Below are 8,029 nucleotides of genomic sequence, written 5' to 3'. Positions count from 1 at the left end.
TGACGTAGCTAATAAAGTCTGCTTTCTTCAAGAAGTCTGATTTACGACCACAGTGGCGACGATTAATCTGATAAACACTCTGACCATGTTCAGCCTTATAACGCTGCTGCTTGCCATGATAGAGAGAAACAGTACCACGTTTAACTTCATAGCTAATTGTAGAAGGAGAGCAGCTCAATTCGCGAGCAATCGCTCTAATAGAACAACCATCTTTTAAACGGGTTTGGATAACAACCCGCTCTTCAAATGATAAATGCTTGCCTTTAACGTGCTGATTCATGGTAAAATGTAAAGAGTCCATTTGTGACCTCCAATAGATGTTTTTGTGGATATTAACATTCTATCAAACAGGTCCAGATGGACTTTTATTTTTATAAAGTGTTCAACTTGATTTTACAATCGGCGGAAGAAATAAATATGCTTCATTACTCACAAAAATACATTGACGATGTATTAGTCCGCTTTGCTTACCATTCAAATGCCATTCTTGATCATTGAAAAAGACGATAAAGCTCAATACATTACTTATGAGGCTGACCAAGATGTAACAAGTCTTACCCAGTATGCAAAGCAAAAGTTAACCGAAGAACAAAAGCGCTATGAAATCTTTGAACAGAATTATCAGGCTCAAAAAGATTTTGACGAAAATCATCAATAATCGCGCTCATACAAAAATAATCGATATCATTTCGTGAGATTTGATACCGTTTTTTTGTTGATGATCTTGATTTATTGCTTGGCATATTTATCGTTCAATATGTATAATACGTATATAAGTATTATAGTGCGAGAAAAGGTGAAAAATATGGCTGAAACTTTATATAAAAAGGTCGTTAAAAATGGTTCTTCCTTAGCTATCAATATCCCAGCTAAGGAAGTAAAAGAGCAAAATCTCAAAGTAGGCGATATTGTTGAAGTAAAAATCAAAAAATCAGACCGTCCTAATTCTGAAAATTTAAAAGAAATAGATGGCTTAATTTCTGATTACTGGGATATGTTAGAGTACTTAAAGGATAAGTAGTCAATGAAGATCAATTATCTAACAGAAAAGGATATTTTAGTAATCAATGCAAGGGTTATTCAAAGAGAAGGTGCAACGGGACAAAAACCTCACGTTAGGGATGCAGAAGCCCTTCATTTTTTAATTGCTCAACCTAAGCAAACTAGTTTTGGACAAGAATTATATCCGTCTTTTGCTGAAAAAGCTGGGATTTTATTAATTAAATTAGTTAAAAAGCATGTTTTTGAAGATGCAAATAAACGAACTACAGCAATTGCATTCTTACTATTTTTAAGACGAAACTCTTATGAATTAACCTGTGATTGGCAAGATCTAGCAAATCAAATCTTAAAAATTGCCCAAATAGATGACAATGAACTAAATTACCAAGAAATTTACCAATGGATTAACCAAGTAATTCATGAAAATTAAAAAATCGGTATCATTTCGTGAGATTTGATACCGATTATTTGTTAATGATACCGATTTTTCAAAAATTTCCTTGACTTCTTCTTTTCATCGTCGTATTATAATGACAATTAAATTAATAAAAGCTTAGAAGAGATGAGTAATTACTTAAGACTTCTGCAGAGAGTCGGAGTTGGTGCAAGCCGATGTGGTTGAGAGTAACGAATATGGTCTTGGAGCTATTTTAAAGAGCAAGCTATTAAGTAAGCAATTTACGAGTGACGATCGTTACCCCGTCCGAGTCTTCCCAATCCTGGGAGTACTTAGTAAGGAGTTAGCTGTGAAGCTAGCTTGAATTTGGGTGGTAACACGCTTAGGCGTCCCTAGCATAGAAGTTCTATGCTAAGGGCGCTTTTTATTTTGCTTATTTAATTTTTCAGAAAGGAGCCAGACAATGGATAAACCTATCAAAACTACAAGTTCACGAATCATCATCAGTAAAAAGGCATTTAATCGAATGTGCACCCTTGTCTGGTTGATCTTGATTATCATCGGACTTTTCATCGTTAAATAAAACATCGAAGCAAAACTAAGGAGAAAAATTATGACAGAATTACATTACGATATCGTTGGTAGCTTTTTAAGACCCGCAGAATTAAAAAAGGCTCGCGCAGAATTTGAAGAAGGAAAAATTAAACAAGAAGAATTAACTCATGTTGAAAATACAGAGATCAGAGAATTAGTTCAAAAAGAGATTGATCATGGTCTTAAAATCGTAACTGATGGTGAATTTAGAAGAAGTTACTGGCATCTTGATACCTTCTGGGGCTTTGGGGGTATTAAACATACTAAGCAAGCCCACGGCTATTTCTTCCACGATGAAGAAACTCGTAACGACTCTGCCCAAGTTGAGGGAAAAATTAAATTTACTGGTAAACATCCAGATCTTTCATCATTTGAATACTTAAAAAAGGTTGTCGATGAAACTGGCGCTAACGTAATCCCACGGCAAAGTATTCCAGCTCCCGCACAATTTTACGCAGAACTTGTTCGTGGAGAAGAAAATATTGCCGCACTTAAAAAGATTTATAGTTCAGAAGAAGATTTACTCACCGATATTTCTAAAGCATACCGAGACTTAATTTTAGCCTTATACGATGCAGGATGTCGCGACATTAAACTCGATGACTGTACTTGGGGTATGATTGTAGATAAGCGCTATTGGAAAAGTCATTTACAAGATGACTTTTCATTAGACGACCTTAAAAGAAAATACTTGAAGCTTAACAATGATGCAATCAAAGATTTGCCAACAGATTTGCGAATATCAACTCATATTTGTCGCGGTAACTATCACTCAACTTGGGCAGCCCAAGGAGGTTATGGTCCAGTAGCGGACTATGTTTTTGCTAAAGAAAATGTCGACGCCTTTTATCTTGAATTTGACAATGATAGATCTGGCAGTTTTGATCCAATTGCACAAATTCCTAACGACAAACTTGTGGTCTTGGGTTTAGTAACCAGTAAGAAAGCGGAATTAGAAGATCCACAAAAATTAATCGCTAGAATTAAAGAAGCTGCTGAATTCCACCCACTAAATAATCTCGCTTTAAGCACACAGTGTGGCTTTGCCTCAACTGAAGAAGGCAACACGTTGACCGAAGATGACCAATGGAAAAAGATTAAGTTAGTTGTCGACACCGCCAAGCAAGTTTGGGGCTAAATGGCACCTAACTAGTTAAAATCAAGATAAACAGATTTAAACAAAGGAGAAAAATTCATGGGAAAAGTTGAAAGTTTTGAATTAGATCATACTAAAGTTAAAGCACCTTACGTTCGGTTAATCACCGTTGAAGAAGGCCAAAAAGGCGACAAGATCAGCAACTTCGATTTGCGTTTGGTTCAACCTAATAAGAATGCCATTCCTACTGGCGGCTTGCACACAATTGAACACCTTTTAGCCGGTCTTTTACGCGACCGCATCGACGGCTACATTGATTGTTCACCATTTGGCTGTCGGACTGGCTTCCACCTTCTAGTTTGGGGCACCCCATCAACTACTGAAGTTGCCAAGGCGCTTAAGGAATCATTAGAAGAAATTCGCGACAATATTGAATGGGAAGACGTGCCAGGGACAACGATTGAATCTTGTGGTAATTACCGCGACCACTCATTGTTCTCTGCTAAGCAATGGTCAAGAGATATTTTGGCTGAAGGCATTTCTGATGATCCATTTGAAAGACATGTGGTTGAATAAAATTTAAAGGTTTAACTGAAAAATAGTAAATAATTAAAAAAGCTAGCAATTCATTTTAGTGAACTACTAGCTCTTATTTTTTCACTTATATCATCCCGGCAACTAAGCCAACTATATACAAGAAGACACAGCAGACTACCAAATACAAACCGCCCCACTTGACCGTTTCTTTTAGGATCTCGCCTTCGTCTCCCTCACGATTAATTGAGCCGGTTGCTACTGCAATATTCTGCGGTGAAAGCATCCCTGCCGTGGCCCCTGTCATGTTCGAGGCTACAACCCAGTACTTACTTACGCCTAAGTCCGTTGCTGCAGTATACTGCAAATTACCAAATAAAACATTAGCTGATGTAGCAGATCCTGTTAAAAATGTTCCTAGTGCACCAATTAACGGCGCAAACAATGGATAAACTGGTCCCAGCAGGCTAACCAGCGCTACGGCTAAGGCATTCGTCATACCAGCATAAACCATTACCTTAGCCAAGCCTACAATCGCACAAACCGTAATTGTAGTTTTCCACACGCTCTTAATTGATTGCCCCAAAATCTGTATCATTTTCTTCAAACTGATGCCCTGAATCGCCCCACCAATTAATGTAGCTACAAAAATTAATGTTCCAGGAGAAGATAACCAACTAATTGACAATGTATTTGGGTTCTTTCCTGTATAAACAACAAGATTAGTGGTTACTTTATTAAGTACATCATTGACAGCTGGAACTAATGAAGAAGCAAAGATCACAAAGATAAAGACCAAAATAAATGGTGTACACGCCTTGAGCATTTCCTTAGCATTTGGGCGTAAAACATCTGGCTCTTCTTCATCATCATGCCATCTAGTTAATAAGACTGTAATCGCAATTGAACACAATGAGCCAACAATTGCAGGCAATTCTGCCCCTACAAATTTTGCAGCTATTACCTGGGGAATAGCCATTCCCAGTCCTGACATCAATGTAATAAAGCCTACACCTTTAATTGCCTTAATGCTGCCTTCAGTCAAGATAACTAAAATAAATGGTACCAGTATTACCAAAATAGATAATTGCAATGTCACGATGAAGGATAGTTTTTCTTGATGTAGACCCGTCACTTCAGCTAAAGTTAAAACTGGTAATCCAATTGCACCAAAAGCCGTCGCAGTTGTATTAGCAATCAAACTAATGACTGATGCGCGAATCGGATCCAAGCCAAAGGCAATCAATATTCCTGCCGCAATTGCTACCGCGGTTCCAAAACCAGCAATTGATTCCAAAAAGCCACCAAAGCCCCAAGCGATAATCAAAACAATAATCCGCTTGTCTGTTGAAATCGTCGCCAGCATATCTTGAATGGTCTTCATACCACCTGATTCGGTAGTAACATTATACGCAAATAAGGCCATCACAATTACGAACATGATCGGCCAAATGCCCATGATAATTCCTTCCAGTGCGCCAGTCATCGTATCTAACACTGGCAACTTAAAACTAAAGATCGCTAATGCCATGGTTAAAGTCAGCCCAATCACACAAGCACGTGCAGCTGGCATTCTCATTACGCCCAATGAGATGATTAACCAAATAATTGGCAACAACGCGATCGCGAATCTAATCCACATCAAAAGTCTCCATCATTAAAAGTATCTCTTAATATTTAATCATTATTTAGGTAAAAAGTTAAAATTAGATACCAAACTTTAGCGAAAATTACAATTTTCACAAATTTTACTTGCAAGTTTCGCCAACAAACTATATAACAATTAATAGAAAGTAAATTTTCTCACATCATTTCAGAACTACTCCGTGGAACAGAGTAGTTCTTTTTTACACCAAAAAAGCCAGGCTGACTAGCTCAACCTGGCTTTTAATTTTAACGATGTTTAATCACATGAAGAGTATAAGCGACTAAATAGATTACTACCTCAATCGTTGCAATAAAGAATGTTACCGGCCAGTTGGTAATGAAGCCGAGATATAATCCGGCCCATACACCAACCAAGGCAAAGAAAACAGACCAACCGATCATCGCCGGGATCGTTTTGCCAATATAACGGGCTGTTGAAGAAGGCAGCGTTAGCAAAATGAAGACCAGCAATGAACCAACGATCTGGGCTCCGATCGCTACTGACATGGCTAAGGAAACCAAAAAGGCAATGCCAACCCAGCCAGTGTGTACACCGTGGGCCACGGCTCCAATATGATCAAAGGAATCAAAATTCAGGCTGCGCGCTACCAAAATAATCAGCAGCAAAACCAAAATTGATAAAACAACTAATTGAATTACGCCTTGCTTATCAACGCCGATGATACTACCGAACAAAATATTCGTCGCATAACGGCTATTCGAGCCCGAGATAGCTAAGAAAAGTACCCCTAGCCCAATAAACAAGGCCGAAATCGCACTAATTGATGATTCCTTTTGATCACTGTGCAAGGACAATTCGCCAACGCCAATCGAACCTAGCAGGGTGAACAAGAGCATCCCCCATAACGGCGCAATCCCGATAAACACGGCAAAGGCCGCCCCAGCAAAACCAATTTCAGACAAGGTGTGAGCTAGGAAAGCATAATTACGTGCTACCACATAGACGCCAACTACCCCACAGGTAATTGCAATAAAAGTACTAGCTAAGAAGGCGTAACGCATAAATTCATATTGAAACATTACTCAAAATCCTCCTTAAACTCACTCATCTTTCCCTGTCTAATTGTCCCTTTATTCAGATACAAGTAATCAGTCATGTACTTTTTAGCTAAAGGAATATCGTGGGTCACAAACAAAACGGTAATCTTGTGTTCTTGATTCAAGTGCTTAATTAAGCCCATCAATTCTTCCTTAGCAGCTGGGTCCAAACTCGCTGTTGCCTCATCCAAGATAATCACATTGGGATGATCCAGCAAAGCCTGAGCCAGGTATGCCCGTTGTTTTTGTCCACCGGAGGCTTCACCCATGCGGGTATTTTGAATTTGACTCAAATGTGTTTCTGCCAATTGATGGTCGATCTGCTCTCTCACCTTTTTAGTTTTAAATAAAGGAGCGTTCAAGCCAATAAAGGCGCGAATTGATAAAGGATATTCCGCATCGATATTGCGAAATTGAGGCACATAACCTAGTCTGACATTCTTATCAAACTTAAAGTTGCCCCCAGTCGGCTTTAGCATCCCCATCAAAATCTTAATTAAAGTAGTCTTCCCCGTTCCATTTGGTCCAAGTAGTGCCGTCATCGACCCGGCTTCAAGTTCAAAATTTAAATCTTGAAAAACAGTCTTGGTATCAAATTTCATCGAGAGATTATTTACTTCTAAAATCACTCATCACACCCCCTGCTTGACTAAAATTTATTTTTCTATCTTAGCCAAATTTTGGTAGTTTTCCTTCATCCAAGCTAAGTAAGTAGTATGGTTAGGAATTGTTTCGCGTACATTCAACACTGGAATATTATTTTCCTTAGCCAATTTTACAAATGACTTCACAGTTGAGCTGCTTGCTTGCGTATTATTAACAAAGAAAGCGATCTTCTTTGCTCTAATTTCATCATTCATCTTGTTGATCATCTTTGGACTTGGGTCAGTACCATTTTCGATGGCTTCTTCAAAGTCCTTGTCACCAATCTTGTAGCCTGCTTCTTTCAAAGCATAATCAAAGACTGGCTCACTAACAAAGACCGGCTTACTATTTTTCTTGTCAGTCTTTACAAGTTGCTTAATTTGCGCAACTTTAGCTAGGTACTTTTCACCATTAGCCTTAAAGTAAGCTGCATGCTTCTTGTCGAGCTTAGACAAGCGTTTAACTAAATAATCAACATATTTAGTTGGCATACTTAAATTGTACCAAATATGAGGATTATCGCCCCTCTTCAAGCCCATCAAGTCTTCACCAACTAAGACCGGCTTTTTATTGACTGAACTAGCTAACTTATTCATCCAAGAATCGTAGCCTAAGCCGTTAGCCACAATAATATTAGCCTTAGTCAACTCCTTGGCATCGGCAGTAGTTGGTTCAAAGTCATGGGGATCGGTGCTGCTATTATTAATAATCGCCTTAGCGCTACCGTATTTACCTACAATATTCTTAGCGATATCGGAATAAACATTTGTGGTCGTTACTATGTTAATCTTATCTGAATCGCTAGCTGACTTCTTATTTGAGCATGCCGAAACAACTAAAGCCAGTACACTAACTAATCCTAAAATAGAAAACAACTTGGTAATTTTAGATTTGAAATTTTGCATAAAAATCCTCCTTGTGCAAAATAAAAAAGCATTTAATTAGAAAACTCAGCAAAAATTCTCTAATTAAAAATTAGAATAAGCTAGTTTTGAGCTTATGTCAACTGTTTTCAGAGTACACAAATAGCACCAGAGCTGCACAAGCCTGATGCT

Annotated in this window: 10 protein-coding genes and 1 other annotated feature; of the genes, 5 read left to right on the top strand and 5 right to left on the bottom strand. The window is 38.2% G+C overall.

Annotated elements, in window-relative coordinates; all coding sequences use genetic code 11:
* Positions 1-301: helix-turn-helix domain-containing protein (locus tag CP352_RS05170; protein WP_143465300.1), on the bottom strand; the 301-nt coding region annotated here is incomplete at its 3' end.
* A 162-nt stretch (positions 302-463) separates the two neighbouring features.
* Between CP352_RS05170 and CP352_RS05165 the strand changes: the two genes are divergently transcribed.
* The 5 genes from CP352_RS05165 (at position 464) to CP352_RS05145 (ending at position 3,665) form a co-directional block, all read left to right on the top strand.
* The gene (locus CP352_RS05165; protein WP_065990698.1) at positions 464-658 is read left to right on the top strand and encodes a hypothetical protein; all 195 of its coding nucleotides are present in this window, start codon (positions 464-466) and stop codon (positions 656-658) included.
* 147 nt (positions 659-805) lie between these two features.
* Positions 806-1,021: an AbrB/MazE/SpoVT family DNA-binding domain-containing protein gene (locus CP352_RS05160; protein WP_005723825.1), complete on the top strand. Its 216-nt coding sequence runs from the start codon at positions 806-808 to the stop codon at positions 1,019-1,021.
* 3 nt (positions 1,022-1,024) lie between these two features.
* On the top strand, positions 1,025-1,432 hold the full coding sequence (locus tag CP352_RS05155; RefSeq protein WP_089143643.1) for a type II toxin-antitoxin system death-on-curing family toxin: 408 nt from the start codon (positions 1,025-1,027) through the stop codon (positions 1,430-1,432).
* Positions 1,433-1,547: 115 nt separating this feature from the next.
* Positions 1,548-1,796: a binding site (T-box leader), on the top strand.
* A 216-nt stretch (positions 1,797-2,012) separates the two neighbouring features.
* Entirely contained in the window at positions 2,013-3,131 is a 1,119-nt protein-coding gene (locus tag CP352_RS05150) for a 5-methyltetrahydropteroyltriglutamate--homocysteine S-methyltransferase (protein WP_098034885.1), read from the top strand.
* 57 nt (positions 3,132-3,188) lie between these two features.
* Entirely contained in the window at positions 3,189-3,665 is a 477-nt protein-coding gene (locus tag CP352_RS05145) for an S-ribosylhomocysteine lyase (protein WP_068813222.1), read from the top strand.
* A gap of 85 nt (positions 3,666-3,750) precedes the next feature.
* On the opposite strand, the gene CP352_RS05140 is transcribed toward CP352_RS05145, so the two are convergent.
* The 4 genes from CP352_RS05140 to CP352_RS05125 form a co-directional block, all read right to left on the bottom strand.
* Complete coding sequence (locus tag CP352_RS05140; protein WP_098034884.1) at positions 3,751-5,265, bottom strand: L-lactate permease; 1,515 nt, start codon at positions 5,263-5,265, stop codon at positions 3,751-3,753.
* A gap of 251 nt (positions 5,266-5,516) precedes the next feature.
* Entirely contained in the window at positions 5,517-6,311 is a 795-nt protein-coding gene (locus CP352_RS05135) for a metal ABC transporter permease (protein WP_061205108.1), read from the bottom strand.
* Positions 6,311-6,958 (bottom strand): metal ABC transporter ATP-binding protein, encoded by a 648-nt coding sequence (locus CP352_RS05130; protein WP_089147708.1) that lies wholly within the window; start codon positions 6,956-6,958, stop codon positions 6,311-6,313. The genes CP352_RS05135 and CP352_RS05130 overlap by 1 nt, the downstream gene beginning before the upstream one ends.
* Positions 6,959-6,985: 27 nt before the next feature.
* Positions 6,986-7,879 (bottom strand): metal ABC transporter solute-binding protein, Zn/Mn family, encoded by an 894-nt coding sequence (locus CP352_RS05125; protein ID WP_061205106.1) that lies wholly within the window; start codon positions 7,877-7,879, stop codon positions 6,986-6,988.
* Positions 7,880-8,029 lie beyond the last annotated feature (150 nt).

It is taken from the genome of Lactobacillus sp. UMNPBX1 (genome assembly GCF_002554085.1).
GTDB lineage: Bacteria > Bacillota > Bacilli > Lactobacillales > Lactobacillaceae > Lactobacillus > Lactobacillus crispatus.
Note: the sequence above shows the minus strand (reverse complement) of the source record. Positions and strands in the feature narration are given on the sequence as shown.

Coding starts and splice junctions, on each gene's coding strand:
- CP352_RS05150 (WP_098034885.1), top strand. CDS start 2,013: ATGACAGAATTACATTACGATATCGTTGGTAGCTTTTTAAGACCCGCA.
- CP352_RS05140 (WP_098034884.1), bottom strand. CDS start 5,265: ATGTGGATTAGATTCGCGATCGCGTTGTTGCCAATTATTTGGTTAATC.
- CP352_RS05160 (WP_005723825.1), top strand. CDS start 806: ATGGCTGAAACTTTATATAAAAAGGTCGTTAAAAATGGTTCTTCCTTA.
- CP352_RS05125 (WP_061205106.1), bottom strand. CDS start 7,879: ATGCAAAATTTCAAATCTAAAATTACCAAGTTGTTTTCTATTTTAGGA.
- CP352_RS05155 (WP_089143643.1), top strand. CDS start 1,025: ATGAAGATCAATTATCTAACAGAAAAGGATATTTTAGTAATCAATGCA.
- CP352_RS05145 (WP_068813222.1), top strand. CDS start 3,189: ATGGGAAAAGTTGAAAGTTTTGAATTAGATCATACTAAAGTTAAAGCA.
- CP352_RS05135 (WP_061205108.1), bottom strand. CDS start 6,311: ATGTTTCAATATGAATTTATGCGTTACGCCTTCTTAGCTAGTACTTTT.